Genomic DNA, 21190 nt, shown 5'->3' with positions numbered 1-21190 from the left:
CTTCGCGCCGGTGCTAAGACGCTTCGTCGTGGTTGAGTAGCTTCGCTTCTAGTCCAAGGCTTCGCGCAGTGAAGATGAGGTTGGTGTCGTAACTGACCACCGTCACGCTTTGGGTGAAGGGCTCGAGGGTCAGGGCTCGGTCCAGGATCTCTGCATCGGCGGTTGGCAGGCGCGTGTGATCAAGGTCATCGAGCACGAGGACCTGATACAGCCTGGGAACGATCGGTCCGGCGTCGGCAGGAGTGTATTCAAGCTGTGTCCGTCGATGCTTGTCGGGGAAGGTCTTATTGAGGTGGTTCAGGGCTCGCTGCGCAAGACTCCGTCTCGGGTACGACTCGCCGGCAACGTTCGTCATGTTCCCTGACGCCGTTTTGAGCGAATCAAGCTCGTCGATGACAACAGAAAGGGTCGCGAGACCTATCGGCTCATGTGGCCGCCGGTCAATCATCCGCGTCCAGTCGAGGCTGGCCAGGCCGGTTGCGTGACCCATGATCATGTTGGTGTCGAGCACGACGCAGTTCAGCAGGGAACCGTTGGGATGCTCCTGCCATAGTGCTGCGGCCTCGTTGAGCTTCGTTACCTCAGCTTCGAACTCTCGGATCCGGTCGGTCAACTCGAGTTCGATGAAACGCCCGAGAGAAGAGCCGTAGTCGGCGGGGGAGAGCGTCTGAATTGCCCAGTACCGCCGAGTCCTGAGAAGGTCGTCGATCGCGGCGCCACTGTACGCGTTTGCAAGCCTGCGCTCCTGTGTGACGGCCCAGTCCAAGTAGCCGTTGAAGCGGTCAACGCCGGTGCCGCCGGCGCCGATGACGTTGCCTGCGTCGCGGGCGGCAGTGGTGAGCGCTTCTTTCGCTGACTCGACGGAAGCGCCTGGTGACAAACGGATCATGCTGAAAAGCGTCGCATACGCTGGGGACACAGCGTGCTGACGGGTGCCGTTCCTCGAGCACCGCCGGCCCGAACTGGGGTCACGCACAGCCCCGTAGGCTGGGTCTCGGTCTCAGGCACGCCGATAGCCTGACGGAATGGTCTCGCCCAACACTCCGGTCCTCATGATCATCGGCACAATCGCGGCTTCACTACTTGGCATCATCATTTGGGTGCTGATCTGGTGGGCGATCATCCGTGGGGCAGTCCTGTCTGCACTCCGGAAGCACCACGCAGAGATCAACGGACCAGTGCGCGAGCTGTACCGCGGCGAGTAGCGCTAGCCCTCACGTTTCGTGACCGAGATCACCCGTTCTGGGGCGCGCCTTTCAACGCGATTGATCTGTAGCTTGTAACGACCGCGCCGCCACTCTGCCCGAGAGCTTGGTCCGAGCGCTCGAATGGGGGAGTCCAGTGACCGATGCTGTCCTGCCGCCTGCTGGCTGGTACGAAGACCCGGACCCGAACCGGGCCGACGGCTCGCACCGTTGGTGGAACGGTTCCGCTTGGACCGAGCACGTGCGAACAACTTCGCCGGCCCTGCAGATGTCGCCGGCGCCCTCTGCTATCGCTCCGGAGCCGTTGCCTTACGAGAACACGGCCGCTCCGCTGCATGAAGAAGTCGCTTACGTCCCGTTTGCGTCTCGACGCGCAGCAGTCGAAGCCGAGTACCCGCGCCGCCAATCCGCGGCCTCGCCCCGTAACAGTCACGCATTCGTTGGCCGGGGACTGTCGCTCCTCGCTGTGATGGTCTCGATCGTCACCGTCATCATGTTGGACGTTGCTACGCATATCCCCGGTCAAGACTGGAGCGCATACGTGTCGCTCGCCGGCGTTGTCATCGCGCCGGGGCTGGCGATCGCGGGGATCGTTTTCTCAGCGATCGGTCTCGCCCGGTACAGAACTCGCGGGAACGGTGGTGTTGCAGCTGCAGGGCTGACGCTCGGGATACTTTTCACGTTCGCGCCGTTCTGGATCGGCCTGGTTCTCGGAATTATCGCTGGCTTCATAGGCCGCGTCGCCTAGAAGAGGCTCGCCTGCGCGTGGGTGAACAGCCGCTTGCGGCCGCATCATGACGATACGGCCGCAAGCGGCTTCGGGTCTGAGATCCGCGGAGCAGTCAGCCCTGGAACAACCTGTCGGACACCGCGAACAGCCTCGGCAGCGTGCTCCCGGCGCTGACCAACGCCCTCGGCGCGCTCAACAACCCCGGTGCTGGTCACTTCACCGCAAGCGTCGCATCAGACAAGCTCGCGGCTGCAAAGGCCCTGCTGCTGCAAGCGACTAACGCTGCGTCAAACGACCACGCCGCAGCCGGCACCGACCTCATTGAGCTGAACGGGCTCCAAGGTCAGGTCGACCAGTTGCCGTACTGCTGAGCAGTTGCCGAACTGCTGAAACGACATCACCGTCGCCTACCGCACAGCGTGTGCAGCGAGAATTCCACGCCGTCCCTCCAAGAGACAGTGGCAGTCCTGCGAGCTCATGTCACCCCAAGCGCGGCAGCATCGACGCAGGCCGGCTTCGCGGATGCGCCGGGAAAACCGCACAGCGACGCAATCGTGAGATCGGTGACCGCGTCGGGGCTAGTCACCTGCGCAAGCGCGAGATGCTTCTTCGCTGCACCGAGCCATTCGGAAGCGGTCTTGCACGAGTCGAACGTCGGCAATACAGCCGCGGCGTCCGCGTCCTCGACTGCCTTGCGCGCAGCATCGTATTCGGCCTGCTGCTCCGGGGTCTTTACGCTGAGCGCGGCGTCGTTCAGCTTGTCGTCGGGACCACCGGCCGCGTAGAGCTGCGTTAGCACTGCGTCGGCCTTGGCAGCAGCGGCTTCGCACTCAGCCGAGATTGAATCTGCTGCGGCAATGGTTTGCGGCCCAGCGTCAATGGCCGGCTTAGCGCGACCGAAAGCAACAACCAGTACGACCATCAAGACTGCCGCGACAGCGAAGGTCACCCAGATGCCGGTGTGCCGCTTCCTCTGTGGAGCCAGCGGCGCCTTGGGTGGCAGGCCCGGCGATGCGGGCCGGTTTTCCCACGGCCGTTCCGGGTACAAGTCATTGGGCATCTGAGACCCACGCTTTTGGCCGCTCGAATGTCGCCATGTAGATGCTTGGCTCTGTCCCAATCCCTTTATGGAACAGCGATGGAGGCGCGATGAGCCGCCATCCGTGCTGCGACACGTTGTTGATCCCGACCGTGAGCGCGTCCGAGTGCGGTCTACCGGGCGACGACCCTATCTGCACAGTCACATACTCGAAACCATCGACCACGCCCCGATGCTTCAGAGGTCATCGAACCGGACCGTAAACATCGCGCGAACGAGCCGCAAACGCGTGCAGCGTGCCGATGTGACGGAGACAACAATCCGTCGCGGGACGCTGACGACGCGCTCCCATCGCCCCGCAGCGGGACGCCCGCGACACGCTCCCTGTCCCACGTAACGGGACGACTGCGACCCGCGTTCGTGACGCCACTGCCTCGCCGGTCGTCCCGTCGGTGTCACCCGGACTGTCCCATCGGACGGGATCGTTGAGACAGTCGCCTGTCCCGCCGGGCTGTCACGACATGTCCCACGTGTTGTCCTGCGCTGTCTCGCCGGATATCGCTACTCCGTCCTCGCGGTGACCCCGCGACGAGACCGCCGCTTGACGCGGCGCCGGCCCAGAGGCGGACCGCGACATGTCGCCGCCGTCCCGTCACGGCAATGGCCGGCCCGCTAGTGCACGTTGATACCACAAGGCTGATGTGCGATCCCGCTGGGCCGCGTGTCTTGACGGCATCGCGGGAGGCATCCGCCATTAGCATGTCGCGTGGCCATTTCGACCCGCGGCGGTGTCACCGTCGCCCTCACTTCCAGCCAATTGACTCCGGTCATTTGGGTAATGGTTGTCACTCAGGCGGCTGCCGTAGCAGTGACCGTGCCAGTGATTTACGCGGTGGCGTTCACACCCGGTGACATTCGAAAGACCTTGACCGACCTGAACGAGGGATTTCATACGCCGTTCAACGTGGCAGTGATTCTCCTCGCAGCGGGAGGGACTGCTAGCTGTCTGCTCTTCACGCAGACATTGCTGTCGCTACGGGTGAGTTCTGATGACTCAACCACAGAGTCGTTCAACCACGTGTTGCTATCCGCGCGGACGTGTTGGTGGCTCGGGCTGTGGACAGTCAGCTGGTTTGCGGCGTTCCTCGTACTCTCGGCACTGGTAGGCGGGAACACGCCAGCTGTTACCTACGGATGGTGGTTCATTGGACTCTCCATTACGACTTTGCCGACTTGGGTGGGCGCGATCGTGGGGCTCGGAAGGATCCGTAAATCGCTACGAGCGAAGCCATATTTCGATGGCTTCGACGAGCGAACTTCTCGGTCGATCAGCACGGGTCTGACGGGGCTGCGAACTTATGACCTCGTCGCGCCAGCGAGCCTTACGACGAGTGCGTCGGCGACAAGCTACGAGCGGCTCGCAATCGCGAAAGCGCGAACCCGTGAGCTGTCTGCAGCATGGATCTTGCTGCTGAGCTCCGTCGTCCTCGGCGCTGAGCTGGCATCGCTGGTCAGCCAACCCCTCGCCCTAATCCCGGCCGGTGCGCTAACAATTGTTGTGGCAGCATTCGGCTTCAGAGCCCAACTCGCCGCCAACGTTTACCGAGAGCGCGCGGCGGAATTCAAGTCTCGTGCTGACGAACTCAAACGGACGGAAGCTGAGGCTCGTCCGGACCGCTCACGAGGACTCCTCGGCCGGATCGTATCGTGGTTCTAAACCAGCCGCTCTAGCCCTCGTGGCCTTCCCTGTCTCGCAATCCTGCGAACGGGGGGAGCGCAAATCATCGGCACTACGGCTGCTCTGTGTATTCGTATCCGGCGCGCCAGCAGCCTGGGCTATCCCCGAGCGGCAACCCCGCCTCGAGTGCATTCATGACCGAGGCTATGCCGGAACGATGAGGTCCGCTGCCGTCTCGATCATCGCATCCGTCCACCCCGCCTGAGCCATCTTCCGGACGAGCAGCGGCCAGACACCCGGCAGATGTTCACGGAGATGCGCTCGCGCCGCCTGCACCCATCGCGCACCCGCATCACGCTCCACCGCAGACGGCAAGTCACCGACCCGCTTCAGCAGCGCCGCGACCACGGGCCGCGCCTCTTCGCGTGCGCGCCGAGCCCGGTCGATACGTGCCGCCCGCTGCTCCCGAACCGCGGCGAGCCGTTTCCGGTTCGTTTCCTCCAGCGCGGCGCGCATCCGAGCTGCCCAGCGTGCCGTCTCCCGGGTCGGTATCAGTGCGACGGTGGCCGAGACGGATGCGGTGCGGGCCGGAACGGTAGCGCCCCGCCCCTTACCGTTACGCTGCCGCCGAGCCGACGACCCGTTCGAGATGCTGAATGGCCGCGTCGACCATCGCCTCCGACCATCCCCTCTTGGTCAGCGTCGTCCGCAGCTCAGCAGCCAGCTGTTCGGTCCACGGGTGCTCGCGAACCGCGGCGGTGAGTGAACCCATCCATCTCCGCGCGTCCTCCCGGTCCGCGGGCGGCAGCCCGGTCGTGTCGATGACGGCACGGACCGCGGCGCGAGCGGCTTTCACGAGACGGTAGCGTTCCGCGCTGGCGGCACGATGCGCGGCGAGGCGAGCCGCAGTCTCCACAGCGCGCTGGCGGAACGCAGCTTCGGCGGCGTCGCGGGCAGCAAACGCCGAGTCCCGTGCCGCCTGCTCGTCGAGCTGGTCGAGGAGGTCGAGGCCGCCGCCGGTGACGGGGGAGCGGCGCAACTGTGATCGTCGGGGCTTGATGCTGACGCCGAGGGTTGAGTCGTCAGGGACGCCGGCGGCCTGGTGGAGCCAGGCGATCCACAGTTGCGTGGTGAGCTCGCCGTAGGAGAGGGCCGGGTGCCCCGCGGCCATGAGAACCTGCGCGAGCGCTGTATCGGCGGTCCCGGCACCCAGCTCGTTCACGGTGTCTGAGTGAAGCCACGCGCGCTGGCGGAGATCCTCGGTCTCGAGCGTGCGGAATCGGTATCGTCCGGCGCGTCCACGCCTGCCGGCGGGGGAGAGCCAGCGGAGGTCGTTGACGAGGCTGCGGATGACCAGCCTTGCTGCGTCCTCGGTGAGGCCGAGTTGCAGGCCAAGCCACGCCGACGAGACCACGACCTTGTCGAACCCGAGCGTGCAGAGCTGGACGCCGATGACCGCGAACGCGCGCCGACACATCGCCTCCCGTCGCGGCGAGATCGTCCCGCCGGCCAGCGGGGACGAGCACCGTGCAACAGTGACCCTGGCTGTGGCCAATCGGTTGCGGTCTCGGCCGGCATCCGATGACTGGTCCTCCACCCTCGCCTTGGCCGTGCGGACGAGGGCCGACCAGGCCGGGCGGGAAGAGGAGAGTTCGATCTGCTCCGGCGAGCCGACGAGTGCGATAGCCCGGCGGATCGCAGTCGTGGAGTGGGAGGCCGACAGGCCAGCGCAGAGCGCCCGGAGCAGGGCAGGGCGAGGGCCCTGTTCCGCGCGGCCGGTGACGTCCAGCTGGGGACGAAGCAGGCCGGCGAGGTCTGTGCTGACGGTAGCTGTGTGGTGGTCGGTGAACTGAACGGCCAAGGTGACCTCCTGATGCTTGGAAACCAGTACATTGAGGGACCGATCGGCGGCGCGAAGCGCCGTCCGTCGGGACCTCATATGAACGTGGTGTGCGGCAGCCAAACAGGAGTGACCGACTAAGGGGTGGGCAGGGCTCGCTGACGCTCGCCCAAACGGCTCGCTTTCGTCTTGCCTACGGACCGTTTCGAGGCGGTGACGGGGTTCGTATCGCGGCGGGGCGGTGTCGGTCCGTGACGGAGCGGGGCGAGTCGTTCTGCGGCTGCGATTCGGGTGGCGATGCGAAGGCGTGGCGGTAACGCCCCGACCAGGTGGCGGAGGTGGCTGGTTGTGCGCGGTGGTCGGGGTTCCTGGGAGTGGGGTGGAGTTCGTGCTCGGATTCAGCTCAAGCTCTGAGATTGGCTACCCATTGTGCGATTCGTTTGCGAATCGTCGACGCCTCATATCGCTCTCTACACGCCGCCGCTTCCCGTCGAGGTAGCCGCCGTTCTGCCCGGCCCCGCGGAGCACCCGGTGTCAAAGCGCGGTCACGCCCCGCCGGCGTGATGTCTCTAGACGAGGTCGTCCGGGTAGGCGGAGTTGTAGAGCTCCACGTCTGTGATTGCGTAGATCTCGATGGTCTTCCCATCATCGGTGGGTCCGCGCCAGCTGATGAGACCTTCGTTAGGGCCGAAGGGGTCCATCTCTGGCAGTTCGAGCAGGTCCGCCCATCGTGCGCAGAACTCTCCTGCGCCAGGGGCAGCGCGTCCGTTGGGGTCGGTTCCCTCGATCGTCACGTCATCTGCCAGCGACATCTGCCATGCTAACGGCGGCAACCCGTGGGCGGCACCCCAAGCGTTGAGTTCCTGGTTGACTCCTCGGTCGATGAGCTGGTCGAGCAGGGCACCGATTCTCTCCACCACAGTTTGAGGCTACACGCCGGTGGCGGTTGCACCCGAGCGACGCGTTACGAGCTCCGCTCGGTTGGCTCGGCCCATTTAGCGCAAGAGGCCCGCCACGAGGGCGGGCCTGGAGTCTTGGTACTTCGGATCTTGGAATTGTCTGGCGACAGGACAGATCGGAAGCAGTCTTACCGAAATAGAACCGGTTGGCGGCCGGAGCTTCGTCGTACCTCATTCCTTGTAGGTGGTTCTCACACTAGTTCGTGCCGTCTGATCTGGTCGGAAGAGGGGTGCGCACCGGCGCCATTGATACCTACTTCTCGTCTCAGAGGGTCAGTCGGATCGCGTGCGTCGGTCTAGCCAGTCGGTGAAATGCGACCAGTAGAGTCGCGCGTCGGTTGAGGGGAGCAGATCGCGAGGTTGCAAGGGCGTGCCGAAGTATTCTCGTTCCGCTTCGGCCCTGACTTCTCGTGGGTCGCGCGACCAGCGCAACTCCAGTTCAACCAGGTCTCCCAGACGGAATTCGTCGGGGCCCGCCACTTCGATCATTCCTTGGCGCGGTGCTTGTGTCGCGGCGTCGGCGACAGCGGCCGCAGTGTCCGCCGCGGCGATTGGCTGGACAAGCGCCTCAGCCACACGCGTGACTTGGGCCCGTGTGGCAGAGTCTGCGATGGCCCGGACGAATTCGAAGAATTGCGTCGAGCGGACGATTGAGTGGGGAACCCCCGACTCGGTGACCAGCCGCTCCTGCTGGGCCTTGGCCTGGAAGTATCGGCCGCCGGCCCGGGCGAGTCGGTCGGTTCCGACCACAGACAGGACGACATGATGGCGCACCCCCGATGTGGCACCGACGGTCAAAAGGTTCAGCGTCTCGGTCTCGAGAAGTCCAGAGCGCCCTGGTAGTCGGTGTAGAGGGAGTTCGATGCATCCACGACGACCTGGGCCCCGTCCATGACCTCCGGGAGGCCCTCTCGGGTGTACAGATTCACTCCGGTTCGGCGGGACGCGGGGACAACGTCGTGGCCGGCGGCTCTTAACTTCTCCACGACCTTCGCGCCGACGAGTCCCGTACCGCCGGCGACTACGACTTTCATCGGGGGCTCCTTCGTCGAGGCTCTCAGGCGGTTCGCTCGAGCGCTTGTACGTCCCAGTAGACGCACTCGACAAGCGAATAGGCGGGGCAGGCCGGTGCGCCGGAGGCATCAGGTGTTGCGATCTTTTCGAATTCGCTGTGCGCTTTCTCGGCGAGGGCCGCGAACTCGGCTTCGGTGACGATGCAGTGGTCCGCGGTGAGCCATTCGCGGAGGAGGACTTCGACGTCTTGGTGGTAGACCCGGGAGTCGGCCCAGACGCGCTGGACGATGCCCGCGATCTGGTCCTCGCGGGGCGCCGATTGCGCGCCGTCCATCACGGGGAAGTGCTGCGCCGCCTTGTGCTTTTTCGTGCTCATAGCGTGATCACCTGTCAGACCGGCGCACGCCGGCGCCGTCTCCAGGATGCACCCGGTCGATGCGGTTGGCATAGGCCGGATTCCGGGCGATGAGCGCAGCGTTGTTCTCGGCACGGGCGGCGCCGGTGATTTCGAGCGTCATGCCCGTCAGCTCTCGGGTCGGGTCTTCCGAAGCCCTGGGAGGGTCGGGTCGACGAGGTCGTTGTACTCGGGGTTGCGGTCGATGAATGCCCAGACGATGGGGCAGAGGATCGTGACCGTGTTCCCGCGGTCACGGATGTCGTCGAGGACGCGGCGGATCAGTTCGGTGGCGACGCCTTGCCCTCGGTACTCGGGGAACACCGCGGCTGCGATGAGAACCACGCGTTTGGTGCCTGTGAGGCTGTAGGTGAGGCCGCCAATGACGGTGTCGCCGGAGATGGCCTCGTAGGTGGAGATCTCTTCGTTGTTGGAGACGAAGAAGTTGATGGTGGGGGAATGGTCGTCGGTGTTCACTTCTTCGATGAGGGTCACTTGATCCTGGGTGAGAGTGCCGATGCCGTCGGGGTAGCCGGCTTCGTCGGGGTATTCGAAGTTCGAGGTGCTCATGAGTTCTTGCCTCCGGGGAGTTCTGAGATTCAAGGACGGAAGGTGATGATGGTCTTGCCCTTGCGCCGCTGGGCGGGGTTGAGGGCCGCGATCGCGTCGTCGATCGGGGCGATGGTGCCGATGTTGGTGCGCAGGCGCCCGTCGCGGACCCGCTGGATGATCTCGGTGAGCTGAGAGGGCACAGACTCCACGACGAAGTCGACAGCGAGCCCTTCCTCCGGGCGGATGTCGCCGAGCCCGTTGATGGTGACCAGGGTCCCGCCCGGACGGATCAGCGGGACCGAGCGCTCCTGGATGGAGCCGCCGATGACATCGAAGACCAGGTCGACCTTGCCGAGGTCTTCGAGGTCCTCGTTCTCGAGGTCGACGAACTCGTGCGAGCCGTAGTCGAGCGCCTTATCGCGGTCGCCGGCGCGGCCGGTGCCGATGACATACGCGCCGGCCTCGCGAGCGAGCTGGGTGACCATCGTGCCCACCGCGCCCGCGGCTCCGTGAGCGAGGACGGTCTGCCCCGCCTGGAGGCGGCCGTGCTGGAACAGGCCCTGCCAGGCCGTGAGTCCGGAGATGGGCAGGCTCGCGCCGACAGTGAAGTCCATGTCACCGGGAAGCGGGGCGAGGTTCCGGGACTCGACGGCGACGTACTCGGCGAGGGTGCCGTCGCGGTGCCAATCGGAAATCCCGATGACGCGCTGGCCGATGCTAAGCCCGGTGGTGCCGTAACCGAGAGCCGTGACGACCCCGGCGAGATCGTGGCCAAGAATGGAGGGCGTTTTGGGTTTGCCCGCGCGGTCGGCCCACGTGGAGGGCCAGTCGATCTCGGTCGGGACGTACCCTGCGGCGTGCACTTCGACGAGCACGTCGTTGATCGCGGGCTTCGGCTGCGGACGCTCCGTCAGCTTCATGCCGGCCGCACCCTCGGCCTGGTCGGTCACCACTACTGCCTTCATCAGGCACCTCCCTGCACTGCGACCTCGCGGCCGCTCCTGTCTCTAGGTTCGACCTTCTGATCGAATCTGGGAACATGGTAAGCACAAACGGGACGAAATAGTCCAATGATGTGTCAACGGCCAATTGCTAGGCGCATAGACTGGACGAATTAGTCCCGTTTTGAACGGGTCGACAAATGGAGGAATTTCATGACCATCGACCAGATCACCGATGATGTCGCCATTCTGGAGCAGTTGAATCTCGACTACAACGCGGCTGACCAGGCCAGCGACGCCGAGCGGTTCAAGACCCTGCTCGCGGACGACTTCGTGGTGCAGACACCAGGCGTCACCCGCAACCGAGAGGAGTACCTCCGGTACATCGCTGGCCCACGCCCCTTCACCGGACTCACCCTCTTGGAGTCGCGGGTGCGGCTGTTCGGGGATGTGGCACTGATCCACGGCAGGGCTCGTTACACACTCGTCAGCGACGGCTCTGTGCAGGAGGCGCTGTACACGGACGCCTATCAGAAGCGCGACGGCTCCTGGTACTGCATCTCCGCGTGCGCGATCGCACCGGGGTCCTGATGGCGGACGCACAACGCCGCCCCGAGACGAGGCTGCTGTTCGCCTTCGTCTCGGCGGTCGTGGCCCTGATCGCGGCGTTCGCGGCCGTCGGATCGACGATCCCGCTGTTCAACATCTACCGGGCGCAGGACCACTTCACGAACGGAGCGATAGCGCTGACCGTGGTGGCGTACTCGGTCGGAACCATCGGCACGCTGCTCGTCCTCGGCCGACTCTCGAACTACGTGGGCCGACGGGCTGCCGCGGTCACCGCTCTCGCGGTGCTGGTCGCTGGATGCGTGGTGCTGCTGAACGTGCACGCGATCGGCGTGCTGGTGGCCGGTCGCCTGCTCATGGGGCTTGGCGCCGGCATGGCCAGCAGCAGCCTCGCCGCCTACATCGTGGATACCGCCCCGAAGCGACCCGCGTGGCTGGCATCGGTCGCCTCGAGCCAGACCGTGATGCTGGGGCTCGCCGTCGGTGCCATCGGCTCCGGTGCGCTCGTGCAGTTCGCGCCGTGGCCGCGGCAGCTGGCATACCTAGTCGCGATCGCGCTCCTGGTCATGTCCGCGGTGCTGATCGTCCTCAGCCCGGAGACCGTGACCAAGGCGTCGTTCGTCTGGAGCTCGCTGCGGCCGAGCGTGAGGGTGCCGCCCCAGGTCCGGCCGTTGCTGCCGGTTGCCGCGGCGGTGATCCTTCCGACGTGGGCCACGGGCGCGTTCTACCAGGCGTTCGTCCCCGCGCTGGTGGAGGACCAACTGCACACCAAGAGTCCGCTGATCCTTGGGCTGGTCTTCGCCGCCTACATGGCCCCCAGCGTGTTCGGAGCGCCGGTCGGACACCGCTTCAAACCGGCCACGGCGCAGCGGATCGGAATGGCCGCGTTCCTGCTGGGCTGGGCCGGGCTCATCACGGCGAACGCGACGGGAGCGCTGCCGCTGTTCCTCGTGGCGACAATCGTCGCCGGCGTCGGGCAGGGCATCGCGATAAGCGCGGTGACGCACGGCCTCGTGTCCGGCAGCAACATCACGGAGCGTGCGGCCATCTTCACCGTCATCTTCCTGCTCAGCTACACCGGTGCGACCATCCCGAGCCTGATCGCCGGGAAACTCTCGGCTGTGGTCTCGGTGCCGCAGATAGCCGTCGGCTACGCGGTGTTAGCACTGATCGGCACGGCCTACACGACGGCGTTCGCGAAGAACCCCGTCGCGGAGCTGGTCAGTGTGTCGAAAGGCTCTCGATATGCGTGAGCGCCATGTCGAGCGACGTCGCCATCGGCGCCACGTCGCCCGCGGTCTGAGCGAGCAGGTACCCGCCCTGCAGCGCCGCAAGCAGGCCGGTCGCGAGATCCTCCACCGGCGCATCCGGCGCGAGGGTGCCGTTCTCCTGCAACCGGCGGATCGCACCGGCGATGAGATCCTTCCACTCGGCGAACAGCGCCATCAGCGTCCGGCGTGCGACATCATCGTGATCAGCGACCTCGGACGCGAAGGAGCCGAGAGAACAGCCGTAGGCGCCGTGCCGCAGCGCGTTGTTCTGTACGAGCGCGTCCCGCCAGCGGCGCAGGCCCGCGATCGTGGAGACGCGGCCCAGCGCATCCTGCTCGCGCTGGATCACCCGCTCACCCATCAGGTCGATCACCGCGCGAACGACCTGGTCCTTGTTCGCGAAGTGCCGGTACAACTGTGACTTGCTGACACCGCTCGCGGCGAGCACGTCATCCAACGTGGTGGCGCCGACCCCGCGCACGTACATCAGGTCCGCTGCCGCAGTGACGATCCGTTCCCGCGTGGCAGCCCCTCGCGCGGTGAGGCGCGCGAGGGGCGGTTCGGCTGTCATGGACACCACCTCATATTACGTCTGGGCCTGGTCGGTCAGTTCAAGAACTCGGGTCGCGGTCGGGACCGACCCGCGGCTCTGGGGCACGGAGCAACGGATCGCTGAGTTCGGACAGGACGGCCAGCCGCTGTGAACGCGCAACAGCTGGGCGGGTCGCTACGTCCAGCGGCCGGATCGCCGCGCCGCGACGCCAGCGTGACATAGAGCGGGTCGCAGCGGTGCGGCGCGGGACGTGGCGAACCGTGAAGCGGCACCGGTGCGAGCGCGTGGCGTCGGCGTGACGTGACGACCCGCCGACGGGGGATGAGATCGTAGGGGCGCGGTGCTGCTTTCGTGCGGACAAAGGCTGAGTCGACGGATCTTCGGATCTCGACCCGGTTTGGCATTTGAGTCTCTTGTTCTGGAGACGCAAGGCATCATTCTCACTACCTCCAAAGAGTCTATGAACTTCGGCGATGCCTTCGTGTTTGTAGCTAGCTAGCTAGTAGCCACACCGCCTGCCTAGCTAGCGAGCGAGCGAGCGAGCTAGCCATGTCGCTGTCTAGCTAGCTAGCTAGCGAGCGAGCTAGCCATGTGGCTGTCGCTTTTCGGGCTCTGCCACCTCAACCCCCGGCTTGGGCATGTGCGGTGCCCTCCGAATGGGTGACGGCGGTGCTGGTTGGCCGGTTGTAGCTTGAATGCCGTGAGTGATGCGAACGCGCCCGCCGGGTGGTACCCGGATGGCCAAGGTCAGCTGCGGTGGTGGGACGGCACGGCTTGGACGGCACACTACGCGCCCCTCCCGAGCGTGCCGACCGTTGAGCAGCCTCATCTCATCTCCACCGAGCCGCCGATGTCGTCGCAGGTGTCTCCGCTCGCGGGGACCACGGCAGACGCCGCTTTGTCGACGCACGACGACGGCCTTGAGGCGGCATCGGTCACCGCGCCGGTTGTCCGTGAGGCGAAGACGCGCAACGGTCGTGTCACCGTGAACGGTGACACGGTCACATTCACTCTCCGCGGCAAGTCGCGCGAGCTCTCGTTGCACAATATCGACGCAATCACGTACGAGCCGCCTGGCGTGTGGCGGAACGGGGCTTTTCGGATCTTCGTCACCGGTGATGCCGCTGAGCCGAAAGGCCGTTACCTGGACCCGTGGACGATTGTGCTTCCCGGCGGCCCGGAGTCAATGCGCGACGACTGGTCGGACTTTCACTTGTGGATGCTTGATGCTGTCGCAGCCGCTCGGCCGAAGATCCCTCTCGCGCAGGCGGCCGCGCGTGGGGAAGTGGTGAAGCCAGAGGCAACAGCCACGCTCATGAGGGAAGCGAAGCGGGAGCGACCCGAGGTCGTCCCGCCGACGTCTACGGCACTGACGGTTCCTGCGGCGAGGTCGGTGGGGGAATTGGATCGGCAGCGGACCGCGGCGCTGACCCCGGTCGCTGCTGAGCGAAAGTCTCCGCGCGAGCAGCGGCGGGACGCCCGCGAACTGAGGAAAGCAACAGAAGAGCTGGAGAAGCGTCTCGCGTCGTGGCGTTCGGACCTATCGATTGCCGAGCGCGCGCTCCGGTTCGCTAGCGACGAGAAGCCCTCAGCGGCCGGTGCTCCCGTCATGCTGAAGGCGGGGGAGACCTGGTGGCAGTCATTCCCGGTTCAGCTCATCGAGGACCGGGTGCAGACCTCGTGGACCAGCGGCCATCAGGGTCTGAGCATCCCGGTCGCGAAGATCGGCGGTCGCTCCGTCCGGTACTCGGTGGGAGCTACGAAGGGTCACGTCGACCGCACCACCGTGGCGACGGCGGTTGATCAAGGGAGCCTGATCGTGACGTCGACGAGGTTGTTGTTCCTCGGGCAGAAGCAAAGCCGGGAGTCGCTGTTCGCCAAGCTGATTGGTGTGGACTGGCCGGCGCCCGGCCAGCTGGCCATCGCGGTCAGCAACCGTCAGAAAGTGACCTTGCTCCAATACCAGCCAGGCTACGCATTCGATCTGCAGATGACGATCACCTTGGCCCAAGCCGACTTCACCGGACGGCGGGACGAGCTCATTCACGAACTTGAGCAGACGGTGGCGCAGGTGCGCGCCGCCCAGCCGAAACTCGGCGGCTAGGACGCTAGGCTCGGCTCGTGACCGACCTGGGCGAGCTGGCTGACCGTATCCGTGAGGGTCTGTCCGCGCGTGGTGTGCGTGTTATGGAGGCCATCTTCGCCGCGGAGCCGGCGATTTCGCTGGATGAGGAATCCACGACCGTCGATGACCTCATCGAACTCGTATCGGCATCGTTCACGCCTCTCGCGACCATCACCACCACTCGTCTCGATCGCGACGAGCTTGAAGAAGCCGTGGAGGCATCGGCTGGGCCACTCGACCCGGAGGTGATCCGGATCTTCGATGATCAAGTCGGCGATGTGGACACGGTTGGTGTCTACTGGATCCACGGCGCAGTCACTTTGGCCTATTACGCAGCTGCGGACTGGCGAGGCAGGCTGAACCAGCTGCTGGTCGTGAACGAGATCGACCGGCGAGAACGCTTCGATAAGGAACGCTCTGCTAAGGAAGCTCGGACCACCCATTTGGTCGACCAGCTAGAAGCTCACCCCGAGTTCCGTGCCGCCAGCATCAACACGCGCCGCGCCGTTGGATCCGCACTCGTGGAATCACTTCTTGATGTAGACGATGAGGTGCTGCGATCCCGAGTAGTCGCTCGCGCGTCAATCAGGGCGCAAGACAACGCTATTGCCACGTACATGACGCTCCAAGGTCGGTTTGCTGAATTGGCCGCCGAGCTCGCTGCGACGGATCTCTGGACGTCCCGCGGCAGCAGAGTCGCCGACCGTGACAGCGCCGCCAGGAGCTTCCTGATCAGTGAAGCTGACGGGTACGGGCCCACCGTTCATGACGTCACTGCACTCCGGGTGGCCGCTGACGGTATCGCTCGGTCACAACGCGGAACGCCGTAAAGCGCGCTGTCGGCGTCTCGAGCGCGCTGAGTCGCGTTCCACAGCTGAGCCCGCTGCCAACCCATCAGCGATGCACGAAGGGGCGTGATCTCCACGCCAACCGCCTCTTCACCCTGTCTCCAGCCGTACCGGCCGCTACGTTGGAAGAACGTAGACGGCAACGCCTCGCGCTCACATCAGCTATTTCGGCTCATCGGAGCCGGCTCGCACGCCATCCCAGCAGGTGCTGCCTCGGTCGGGGAACGTCGCCTTGATGAGGATGCAGTCACCCATCACCGGGCCGGAGTCAACGTAAAGGTTCAGGTCGGGTACTGCCGGGTTGTATGCCTCGTACACTCCTGGCGCCACGGCGACGAGCTGTGTTACCGATGACCCGCCGAGCCCGGACCAGTACGAGACTCGCGAGTCGACGCTGGCGACCGAAACTACCACCGGGTACCCCGGGAACTGCGCTTTGATCTTCTGCACCAGGGAGGATTCCTGAACTGCGGGCGACGTTGCTGCGATGGTGTCCTCGGCAAACTTAAGCGACACGACGGCCCCCTGGTCCGCTCTACTGCCCGGCGCAGGTTCCTGTGCGGTGACCTTGGGATCGGTCCCAGTCGCGGCCAGACTCCCGTCCACTGCAGCGAAACCTCGGTTCTGCAACGTCTTCCGCGCGGCGGAACGTGTCAGCCCAACTACGTCAGGGACATTTACCGATTCGGCTACGACAGATCTTGTTGGTGTCGAAGGTGTTGAAGTGTTTGAGCAGGCAGCGGTTGTTGCAACTGAGAGCAGCACCGCGGTGGCGACGAGAAGGCGGCGGTACATCAGCACGCCGATGGGTCGGCTGGAAGACCGAGTCGGGAGCGGAGGCGCTGGCTGGCGGCCGACGCCTCGGTGAGGGCGGGGAAGGCATTGGTCATCGCCGAATCCCAGTTCGGCGCGGTCGCGATCTGAGCGAGGATAGATGCCTGTGCGAAGTCGGCGTCTCGGACCAGCGCAATGTCGGCTCTCAGTTCTTCCGGCCATTTGCCTTGGTCGAGTGCGGTGGCGGTTGTGGACATGGCGTCCCTCGCTGTCGCAGCCGCTTGTCGGAGGGCGCCGATGTCACCAGAGCCCGATGTCCACACCTGGTTGAACATTTGCCCCTGCGCGTTCACACGGCACGCCCCGGCCTTGTAAGCGGCGGCGGACTCCTCCAACGTCATGACAGTCGGCGTCGGCAGCGGTGTAGGGGATGCAGTGGCGGTCTTCGTGGGTATCTGAGACGTCGCGTCGGAAACGGATTGGGCTGTGCAGCCTGCGAGAGCGATGACGAGGGCAAATGCAGTCAGCGTGCGAGCTGGCGCGGCGAATCTGAGCATTCACTCAGACTATGAAGAAGCGGAAAGGTCGGCCCAGCCCCAGAACGCGGGACGCCGTCGGTTGGCGGGAACCACTTCGCTGTGAGGCGTGAGTATCCGGGGAGCGAGAAGGTCCGTTCTGTCCCGGCGTTCTACCCGTGCCGTCAGCGCCGGGTACTGCTGGCACGAGTTAACGCTTCACCGCCAGCCCCAGCTTCGCGCAGACCGTGTCATCACCAGGGACCACGGCGGCGGTTCCGTCGCCCATCATGCACACGGCAAGGTGCGGCGGAACGGGGTGAGAGAAGCTGCGGTCGTACGCGTCTTTCGATGCGGTCCCGCTCGGGGTGCCCGCGTCGAGGATGTTCTGAGCCCACAGGTCGGCGCAGAGGGCTCGCGCGTCATCGATCGACGCCGGGCCGTTGCCATTCTCGTCGGCGACCGCCGCGGGGGTGCCCGGGAAACCACCGAACGGGTTCAGTTCCGGTCGGGCGAAACATGCGACAGAGCTCCTGTCAGTGACGTTTGCGTACTGAGCGAACACGAGCGCTCCAGCGGTGAGTGCGACAGCAGTTGCGGCGGCGGGAATGAGAATCCACGCACGCCGGGCGTTCCGCATTCGGCGGTTCGCCGAGGTGTTCTTCTCGGCGACGGAGACCAGCGCCTCCCGGATGGCTGCGCGGCGTTCCTGCTGGGTGGCGGGCATCAGATTCCCCCTTCGACGGTTCGCGCCGGCTGGTCGCCGGCAGGTTCGGACAGCAGCTGCGCGAGCCGTGCCTTCGCGCGGCTGAGCCTGGACTTCACCGTTCCCAGCGGAACCCGCAGCACGCCGCTGACATCGGCGAGTGGCAGCTCCTCGAGGACGCAGAGCGTCAGCACCTCCTGGTCGCGTGCGCTAAGCCTGGTGATCGCTCGCTGGACCCGCTGGGTTCGCGCTTCCACATCAAGACGGTGGAGAACCTCGTCGCTCGGGTCCGGTACATGCTCTGCCGTCGGCACCGCGGTCAGGTACCGGCGGTAGCGACGTTCCGCACGGGCGTGGTTGCGGGCGACGTACCCGGCGGTCACAAGCAGCCACCCGATGATCGACCCGTTGACGATTCGAACACGTGACCGGTTCCGCCACGCTTCGAGGAAGACGAGCGCGGTGAGGTCGTCGGCCGCGTCGACGGAGTCGGCCGCTCGCCGGCAGAGCCCGAACACCCGGTGGACATGCCGGTCGTAGACGACACCGAACGCGGCGCCGTCACCGGCTCGGACACGGGACCGGAGTTCTGCGTCGGTGAGACCGTCCATGCTCTCCATGCTGATGTAATGTCCAGTCGCCGCGGAAAGGTTTCACTCTGCGCGGGCCTGTTCGACGCTTAGTCGCCCTACCCGTCCTCGAGTAGCTGTTCGACTTCCGCAATCTCTGCGGTCAGGGCGTCTTGGGGCCGTACCCGCAGTCTCCGCAGCTGCATGTTGTAGACGACGCTTGCGGCGATTTCGGAGCATCCGAGCGTTGATCGGATGCCGGCCAGCGCGTCCTCATCGGACTCCGCCGCAGCGATGACTGCCGCGACTTCGGGGAGGCGTTCCCGCGCGGCCCTCATCGCTTTCAGGTATTCGAGGCGCTGCATGAGGTTCGCTCGGACGTCAGCTTCCATCCCCGGACTCTATCGGCCGGTTCGTGGGCTCCGTCAGCCCTGCGAGCGGCAGCAGCTGCTCAGAGGTTGTATCAGCCGACCGCGGCGATGTAGCACGCGACTGGCAGTGCGAGCACGGCGATGACCACCCAGATGTTCCCGCCGATGAACCGGCTTCGGACAAACCCTCGGAGGATGAACACTGCGACGGCGGCGACGGCCATGACGATTCCCGCCGCGACCATCAACGGGAACGCTTTCGCGTCGATCGCGGCCCGCGCCGCCTCGTCCTGTACACCCCAGCTCCGGAACGCGGTCAGCAGCGAGTTGAAGATGAGAATGAGCGGGACGGCTAAGAGTCCGAGCGCGCCGACGGCGTGGACGGCCGCGCGCTGCACTTCCTCCGGTTCGCGGTCGGTGTTGCCGGTTGGTCGTTCAGGTCCGAACAACATCATTTCGATCCCCCGATCGGTTTCATGGAAGTCTGCCAGTTCGCGCATATCCCCGTCGGCCGCATTCGCTACGATGCGGCGGCATCGTTGCTACGCAGCGAGTGCACACCCGCCGGCGACGCCGCAGTACAGCGAACCGCGGAAAGATCTGACGCGTTGCTCTGGTTTGCTTCGCGCCGGCTGCTGCGCGGCGACCTTGGGAGCGGTTCCCGTCGATGTTACGTTCTCGTCCACGGCGCCGAATGCCTTTCGGGCGGCTGAGTGCGTCAGCCCACGGATGTCCTGCTCGCGCCGCAGCCGTTTCCTGACCGGTGCCGATATGTTGTGGAGGTGCCCATCGTCGCCATTGCCGTCGTTCTGCTGTGCATCGCGCTTATCGCGCTTGCTCTGTTCCAGCTCGCCCTGATTCTTGGGGCGCCGTTTGGTCGTTTCGCTTGGGGTGGCTCCGACCGGGTGCTCCCGGCGAAGCGGCGCGTCGCGAGCGCCGGAGCGATCGTGCTGTACACCATCTTCGCTGTCGTTTTCATCCTGCAGGCTGGCCCGCTTCCGGCGCTGCTCGTCACGATTCTGGCCTGGGTTATCGTTGCGTACCTGGCGTTCGGCACTGTGATGAACGCCCTGTCACGCAGCCCGCAGGAAAGGTTGACGATGACACCTGTCTCTGCTCTGCTCACGGTCCTCGGGGTCGTCGTCATTCTCGGCTGAACGAAGGCCACAACGTCGAACATCCCTCTTGATACCTGTCCAGCTGCTTGGCCCGACCGGGGACGGCGCGTCCACGCCTTGCCTTCAACCCGTCGGCGTTCCGTCTCGTCGTGGACGCTTCGCCGTCGTGCCGGGGTCGGTGCGCGGCGCTGCGGTGGCTGCGGTCCGAGTTCGTGTCGGTGCGTGGCGGTGGCGCGCCGGAGCACTACGTGAAGCTCTGTCTCGAGGTCTGTCCGCCACACATACTTAGCCGCTGAAACCGAACGCGAACATCCGAGCGTAGTGGTACCGCACTTTGGACAATCGAAGCCGCGCATCAGCGGCCAACGAGCGACGACCCGCTATTCAGGCACCCCGGCCAATCCAGAGTGCGCAAATTGATTCAGTGATCGCGTTCAGTTTCCGTTCGTTGGTCGCAGCGAACCGCCGGGAGGGGTCGGAGATGGTGAAGTCGAGAAGAAGCGGCCACCGCTCGTCTGGTGGAATTACCGCGACCTCCAAACCTGTGTTGGACGTGCGCCCGTTGACGATCAGCGTGGTGTCGAGACCAATGACATCTGACCGTGACACGTTCCACACTGGTCGCGGCTCTCGAGATCCTCGCCATATGGAGAAGCCATCCTCGTCAAAAACGAGCACGGCCAACCACGGGATCGTGCCCGCTGCAAGGTTCAGTCGTTCGGTAGCAGCACGCGTGTCCAGGGTACTGAACGCACTCAGAATGATCCCAGACGCAACCCGGCTCACCCGAGCCAAGCGTGTGGCTTGCACGAAAACAATGATGATGACTGTTGCGACGACCGCTGCGAACAAGAGTGCGAGCACGATGGGGCCGAGAAATAGGGTCGTACTCGCAGAAACACCCCCACCTTGAACCCGGGCAACTATTGCGACAGCCATCAAGGCTGTGGCCGCGATGCCGAACCAACGGACTCTCCGTTCGATGCGACCGAACGATGGCGTCTCGGGTGCGATGTTCGATGGGTGCGCTTCGCCGTGGCTAGACCAAGGAGTGCGCGCGCGAGCGGCGTCCGCGTCAAAACGAGGCGGCCCGAGTCGTTCGATCCGACGGGTGTACGGGTTGACGCGAGGAACGGACCCTCGCAACGAGTTCCACGTGAGCGTGGTGTAGCCGAGAGATCCTTCACGGTTGGCCTGACGGAAGAGAAAGTGAAAAGCCACCCAGGCTGAGACGCCGCTGACGACGAACACAACGATGGCCGTCACTGCCGCTGGCGAACCCGTGCGCACATCCATCAACTGTGGGGCGATGAAATTCGACACGACTGCGGCTGTCATATCGGCTAACCAGATGACAAAGGCGACGCTGGCGAGCAGCATCCAGGTCCTTGCAGAAGCCCCCCTTATCAGTGGCTCATCCC

At 65.0% G+C, this 21190-nt stretch carries 29 protein-coding genes; 10 read left to right on the top strand and 19 right to left on the bottom strand.

Annotated elements, in window-relative coordinates:
* Positions 1-13: 13 nt before the first annotated feature.
* Positions 14-889 (bottom strand): PIN domain-containing protein, encoded by an 876-nt coding sequence (locus HNR13_RS13700; RefSeq protein ID WP_179606591.1) that lies wholly within the window; start codon positions 887-889, stop codon positions 14-16.
* Between the two features lie 136 nt (positions 890-1025).
* Between HNR13_RS13700 and HNR13_RS13695 the strand changes: the two genes are divergently transcribed.
* From HNR13_RS13695 to HNR13_RS13685, 3 genes are all read left to right on the top strand, one after another.
* Positions 1026-1205 (top strand): hypothetical protein, encoded by a 180-nt coding sequence (locus tag HNR13_RS13695; protein ID WP_179606589.1) that lies wholly within the window; start codon positions 1026-1028, stop codon positions 1203-1205.
* A 136-nt stretch (positions 1206-1341) separates the two neighbouring features.
* Entirely contained in the window at positions 1342-1953 is a 612-nt protein-coding gene (locus tag HNR13_RS13690) for a DUF2510 domain-containing protein (protein ID WP_179606587.1), read from the top strand.
* Between the two features lie 140 nt (positions 1954-2093).
* Positions 2094-2306 (top strand): hypothetical protein, encoded by a 213-nt coding sequence (locus tag HNR13_RS13685; protein ID WP_179606585.1) that lies wholly within the window; start codon positions 2094-2096, stop codon positions 2304-2306.
* 104 nt (positions 2307-2410) lie between these two features.
* On the opposite strand, the gene HNR13_RS13680 is transcribed toward HNR13_RS13685, so the two are convergent.
* Positions 2411-2995 (bottom strand): hypothetical protein, encoded by a 585-nt coding sequence (locus tag HNR13_RS13680; protein ID WP_179606583.1) that lies wholly within the window; start codon positions 2993-2995, stop codon positions 2411-2413.
* Between the two features lie 745 nt (positions 2996-3740).
* Here HNR13_RS13680 and HNR13_RS13675 point away from each other — a divergent pair.
* Positions 3741-4691, top strand: a complete 951-nt coding sequence (locus HNR13_RS13675) for a hypothetical protein (RefSeq protein WP_179606581.1) — start codon at positions 3741-3743, stop codon at positions 4689-4691.
* 165 nt (positions 4692-4856) lie between these two features.
* On the opposite strand, the gene HNR13_RS13670 is transcribed toward HNR13_RS13675, so the two are convergent.
* The 9 genes from HNR13_RS13670 to HNR13_RS13640 all read right to left on the bottom strand — a co-directional run bounded on the left by HNR13_RS13670 (position 4857) and on the right by HNR13_RS13640 (position 10376).
* Complete coding sequence (locus tag HNR13_RS13670; protein WP_179606579.1) at positions 4857-5168, bottom strand: hypothetical protein; 312 nt, start codon at positions 5166-5168, stop codon at positions 4857-4859.
* 100 nt (positions 5169-5268) lie between these two features.
* Positions 5269-6513, bottom strand: a complete 1245-nt coding sequence (locus tag HNR13_RS13665) for a hypothetical protein (protein WP_179606577.1) — start codon at positions 6511-6513, stop codon at positions 5269-5271.
* A 548-nt stretch (positions 6514-7061) separates the two neighbouring features.
* Positions 7062-7412, bottom strand: coding sequence for a hypothetical protein (locus tag HNR13_RS13660; protein ID WP_179606575.1), 351 nt, complete (start codon positions 7410-7412; stop codon positions 7062-7064).
* 312 nt (positions 7413-7724) lie between these two features.
* Positions 7725-8201 carry an SDR family oxidoreductase gene (locus HNR13_RS21295; protein WP_218881233.1) on the bottom strand — a complete coding sequence of 159 codons (477 nt, stop codon included), beginning with the start codon at positions 8199-8201 and terminating at the stop codon, positions 7725-7727.
* Positions 8202-8254: 53 nt separating this feature from the next.
* Positions 8255-8485, bottom strand: a complete 231-nt coding sequence (locus tag HNR13_RS21290) for an NAD-dependent epimerase/dehydratase family protein (RefSeq protein WP_218881232.1) — start codon at positions 8483-8485, stop codon at positions 8255-8257.
* Positions 8486-8508: 23 nt separating this feature from the next.
* Entirely contained in the window at positions 8509-8841 is a 333-nt protein-coding gene (locus tag HNR13_RS13650) for a hypothetical protein (protein WP_179606573.1), read from the bottom strand.
* Between the two features lie 7 nt (positions 8842-8848).
* Complete coding sequence (locus HNR13_RS21890) at positions 8849-8983, bottom strand: hypothetical protein (protein ID WP_281369284.1); 135 nt, start codon at positions 8981-8983, stop codon at positions 8849-8851.
* A gap of 5 nt (positions 8984-8988) precedes the next feature.
* A complete protein-coding gene (locus HNR13_RS13645) occupies positions 8989-9429 on the bottom strand; it encodes a GNAT family N-acetyltransferase (RefSeq protein ID WP_179606571.1) in 441 nt (146 codons plus the stop codon).
* A gap of 29 nt (positions 9430-9458) precedes the next feature.
* Positions 9459-10376: an NADP-dependent oxidoreductase gene (locus HNR13_RS13640; protein WP_179606569.1), complete on the bottom strand. Its 918-nt coding sequence runs from the start codon at positions 10374-10376 to the stop codon at positions 9459-9461.
* Positions 10377-10565: 189 nt separating this feature from the next.
* On the opposite strand from HNR13_RS13640, the gene HNR13_RS13635 reads away from it, so the two are divergent.
* Positions 10566-10943: a nuclear transport factor 2 family protein gene (locus HNR13_RS13635; RefSeq protein ID WP_179606567.1), complete on the top strand. Its 378-nt coding sequence runs from the start codon at positions 10566-10568 to the stop codon at positions 10941-10943.
* Positions 10919-12172, top strand: a complete 1254-nt coding sequence (locus HNR13_RS13630) for an MFS transporter (RefSeq protein WP_218881231.1) — start codon at positions 10919-10921, stop codon at positions 12170-12172. Before HNR13_RS13635 ends, HNR13_RS13630 begins: the two co-directional genes overlap by 25 nt.
* Here the strand turns inward: HNR13_RS13630 and HNR13_RS13625 are convergent.
* Positions 12141-12761: a TetR/AcrR family transcriptional regulator gene (locus tag HNR13_RS13625; protein WP_179606565.1), complete on the bottom strand. Its 621-nt coding sequence runs from the start codon at positions 12759-12761 to the stop codon at positions 12141-12143. The genes HNR13_RS13630 and HNR13_RS13625 overlap by 32 nt on opposite strands.
* Between HNR13_RS13625 and HNR13_RS21885 the strand changes: the two genes are divergently transcribed.
* From HNR13_RS21885 to HNR13_RS13615, 3 genes are all read left to right on the top strand, one after another.
* The gene (locus tag HNR13_RS21885; RefSeq protein ID WP_281369283.1) at positions 12760-12894 is read left to right on the top strand and encodes a hypothetical protein; all 135 of its coding nucleotides are present in this window, start codon (positions 12760-12762) and stop codon (positions 12892-12894) included. The genes HNR13_RS13625 and HNR13_RS21885 overlap by 2 nt on opposite strands.
* Before the next feature lie 549 nt (positions 12895-13443).
* A complete protein-coding gene (locus HNR13_RS13620; protein WP_179606563.1) occupies positions 13444-14847 on the top strand; it encodes a DUF2510 domain-containing protein in 1404 nt (467 codons plus the stop codon).
* A gap of 17 nt (positions 14848-14864) precedes the next feature.
* On the top strand, positions 14865-15698 hold the full coding sequence (locus HNR13_RS13615) for a hypothetical protein (RefSeq protein WP_179606561.1): 834 nt from the start codon (positions 14865-14867) through the stop codon (positions 15696-15698).
* Between the two features lie 180 nt (positions 15699-15878).
* On the opposite strand, the gene HNR13_RS13610 is transcribed toward HNR13_RS13615, so the two are convergent.
* From HNR13_RS13610 to HNR13_RS13585, 6 genes are all read right to left on the bottom strand, one after another.
* Entirely contained in the window at positions 15879-16511 is a 633-nt protein-coding gene (locus HNR13_RS13610; RefSeq protein ID WP_246313105.1) for a PASTA domain-containing protein, read from the bottom strand.
* A complete protein-coding gene (locus HNR13_RS13605; RefSeq protein WP_179606557.1) occupies positions 16511-17047 on the bottom strand; it encodes a hypothetical protein in 537 nt (178 codons plus the stop codon). Before HNR13_RS13605 ends, HNR13_RS13610 begins: the two co-directional genes overlap by 1 nt.
* 169 nt (positions 17048-17216) lie before the next feature.
* Positions 17217-17732: a hypothetical protein gene (locus HNR13_RS13600; protein WP_179606555.1), complete on the bottom strand. Its 516-nt coding sequence runs from the start codon at positions 17730-17732 to the stop codon at positions 17217-17219.
* Positions 17732-18322 (bottom strand): RNA polymerase sigma factor, encoded by a 591-nt coding sequence (locus HNR13_RS13595; RefSeq protein WP_246312771.1) that lies wholly within the window; start codon positions 18320-18322, stop codon positions 17732-17734. The genes HNR13_RS13600 and HNR13_RS13595 overlap by 1 nt, the downstream gene beginning before the upstream one ends.
* A gap of 77 nt (positions 18323-18399) precedes the next feature.
* Positions 18400-18672, bottom strand: coding sequence for a hypothetical protein (locus HNR13_RS13590; protein WP_179606551.1), 273 nt, complete (start codon positions 18670-18672; stop codon positions 18400-18402).
* 71 nt (positions 18673-18743) lie between these two features.
* Positions 18744-19151 carry a hypothetical protein gene (locus HNR13_RS13585; protein WP_179606549.1) on the bottom strand — a complete coding sequence of 136 codons (408 nt, stop codon included), beginning with the start codon at positions 19149-19151 and terminating at the stop codon, positions 18744-18746.
* A 282-nt stretch (positions 19152-19433) separates the two neighbouring features.
* On the opposite strand from HNR13_RS13585, the gene HNR13_RS13580 reads away from it, so the two are divergent.
* Positions 19434-19808: a hypothetical protein gene (locus HNR13_RS13580; protein WP_343063558.1), complete on the top strand. Its 375-nt coding sequence runs from the start codon at positions 19434-19436 to the stop codon at positions 19806-19808.
* A gap of 345 nt (positions 19809-20153) precedes the next feature.
* Here the strand turns inward: HNR13_RS13580 and HNR13_RS13575 are convergent, their stop codons facing one another.
* On the bottom strand, positions 20154-21149 hold the full coding sequence (locus tag HNR13_RS13575; protein WP_179606547.1) for a hypothetical protein: 996 nt from the start codon (positions 21147-21149) through the stop codon (positions 20154-20156).
* Positions 21150-21190 lie beyond the last annotated feature (41 nt).

Source organism: Leifsonia shinshuensis, assembly GCF_013410375.1.
GTDB lineage: Bacteria > Actinomycetota > Actinomycetes > Actinomycetales > Microbacteriaceae > Leifsonia > Leifsonia shinshuensis.
This window is presented reverse-complemented; position numbering and strand designations above follow the sequence as displayed.

Bases quoted from the DNA above. Each gene is read 5' to 3' on its own strand.
- HNR13_RS13670 (WP_179606579.1), bottom strand. From the start codon at position 5,168: ATGCGCGCCGCGCTGGAGGAAACGAACCGGAAACGGCTCGCCGCGGTT.
- HNR13_RS13605 (WP_179606557.1), bottom strand. From the start codon at position 17,047: ATGCTCAGATTCGCCGCGCCAGCTCGCACGCTGACTGCATTTGCCCTC.
- HNR13_RS13595 (WP_246312771.1), bottom strand. From the start codon at position 18,322: ATGGACGGTCTCACCGACGCAGAACTCCGGTCCCGTGTCCGAGCCGGT.
- HNR13_RS13695 (WP_179606589.1), top strand. From the start codon at position 1,026: ATGGTCTCGCCCAACACTCCGGTCCTCATGATCATCGGCACAATCGCG.
- HNR13_RS13640 (WP_179606569.1), bottom strand. From the start codon at position 10,376: ATGAAGGCAGTAGTGGTGACCGACCAGGCCGAGGGTGCGGCCGGCATG.
- HNR13_RS13650 (WP_179606573.1), bottom strand. From the start codon at position 8,841: ATGAGCACGAAAAAGCACAAGGCGGCGCAGCACTTCCCCGTGATGGAC.
- HNR13_RS13700 (WP_179606591.1), bottom strand. From the start codon at position 889: ATGATCCGTTTGTCACCAGGCGCTTCCGTCGAGTCAGCGAAAGAAGCG.
- HNR13_RS13625 (WP_179606565.1), bottom strand. From the start codon at position 12,761: ATGACAGCCGAACCGCCCCTCGCGCGCCTCACCGCGCGAGGGGCTGCC.
- HNR13_RS13585 (WP_179606549.1), bottom strand. From the start codon at position 19,151: ATGCGCGAACTGGCAGACTTCCATGAAACCGATCGGGGGATCGAAATG.
- HNR13_RS13600 (WP_179606555.1), bottom strand. From the start codon at position 17,732: ATGCCCGCCACCCAGCAGGAACGCCGCGCAGCCATCCGGGAGGCGCTG.
- HNR13_RS13645 (WP_179606571.1), bottom strand. From the start codon at position 9,429: ATGAGCACCTCGAACTTCGAATACCCCGACGAAGCCGGCTACCCCGAC.
- HNR13_RS13635 (WP_179606567.1), top strand. From the start codon at position 10,566: ATGACCATCGACCAGATCACCGATGATGTCGCCATTCTGGAGCAGTTG.
- HNR13_RS13680 (WP_179606583.1), bottom strand. From the start codon at position 2,995: ATGCCCAATGACTTGTACCCGGAACGGCCGTGGGAAAACCGGCCCGCA.
- HNR13_RS13610 (WP_246313105.1), bottom strand. From the start codon at position 16,511: ATGTACCGCCGCCTTCTCGTCGCCACCGCGGTGCTGCTCTCAGTTGCA.
- HNR13_RS21290 (WP_218881232.1), bottom strand. From the start codon at position 8,485: ATGAAAGTCGTAGTCGCCGGCGGTACGGGACTCGTCGGCGCGAAGGTC.
- HNR13_RS13575 (WP_179606547.1), bottom strand. From the start codon at position 21,149: ATGCTGCTCGCCAGCGTCGCCTTTGTCATCTGGTTAGCCGATATGACA.
- HNR13_RS13590 (WP_179606551.1), bottom strand. From the start codon at position 18,672: ATGGAAGCTGACGTCCGAGCGAACCTCATGCAGCGCCTCGAATACCTG.
- HNR13_RS21890 (WP_281369284.1), bottom strand. From the start codon at position 8,983: ATGACGCTCGAAATCACCGGCGCCGCCCGTGCCGAGAACAACGCTGCG.
- HNR13_RS21885 (WP_281369283.1), top strand. From the start codon at position 12,760: ATGGACACCACCTCATATTACGTCTGGGCCTGGTCGGTCAGTTCAAGA.